General features: G+C 45.6%; 2 pseudogenes. Both read right to left on the bottom strand.

What is annotated here, in order from left to right:
- A pseudogene (locus R8N49_RS26215) lies at positions 1-641 on the bottom strand (HAD family hydrolase); the annotation flags it as partial.
- A 1-nt stretch (position 642) separates the two neighbouring features.
- A pseudogene (locus R8N49_RS26220) lies at positions 643-821 on the bottom strand (ABC transporter ATP-binding protein); the annotation flags it as partial.

The raw sequence follows: 821 nt of genomic DNA on the forward strand, positions 1-821 counted from the left end.
GTCCAATTGGCGTTATCTGCGCGTGCTTTTAATTGAGGGCATGGATTCACCAAATATGCGTAATCTGCGTATTCGCATAAAGGTAAATCATTGATGGAGTCGGTGTAAAAATGGACTTCAGAATAAGATTCTGGCTGAGAATCTAACCATGCTTTCAAGCGTATAACTTTGCCTTCTCGCTAACTCGGAACGCCTGCAATTTCAGCGCTGTAGCTGCCGTGCTTCTCAACCAAATCAATTCCTAATGCGACGGGAACTCCTAATCGACGGCCGACCGCTTCGACTAAGAATGTCACGCTCGCAGAGATGATAACCATATCGATGTCATCGCGATCCAACTGTGCTATCAACGTTTTGGATTGCTCAAACTGCTTAGGCAGGATGTGGTGCTCTACACACTCTTCTACCAACGTATGGACGTGTGCAACGGGCATGTCAGCCAATGGCGCCATACAGAATTCTAGGTAGTCCTCCATGTCCATTTTGCCTTCTGCGTACAAGGCCATTAAACGCTGATCTTCCTCTATGAAGTTTGATTGCGTTGCTATGCCTTTTTCAACCAAAAACGCATTCCAAATCATCGCACAGTCGGCGTTGATTAGAGTTTCGTCCATATCAAAGACGTACAAAGGTTTGGACATGTTAGGCTCTCACTGGTTGAATTTCATTAAGGTTAAACAGCAGCTCTAGTTGACTGCCGTTAGCTAGCAAGCGTTCGGATGAATGGTTGAGCAAATCGACCGTAAGATCGCACTCTTCGACGCATACTTGGTAGCGAATTACATTGCCAAGCAGTTGGTGATTTTTGATGGTTCCCATCT

The sequence above is a fragment of the Vibrio sp. 1978 genome (assembly GCF_033344345.1).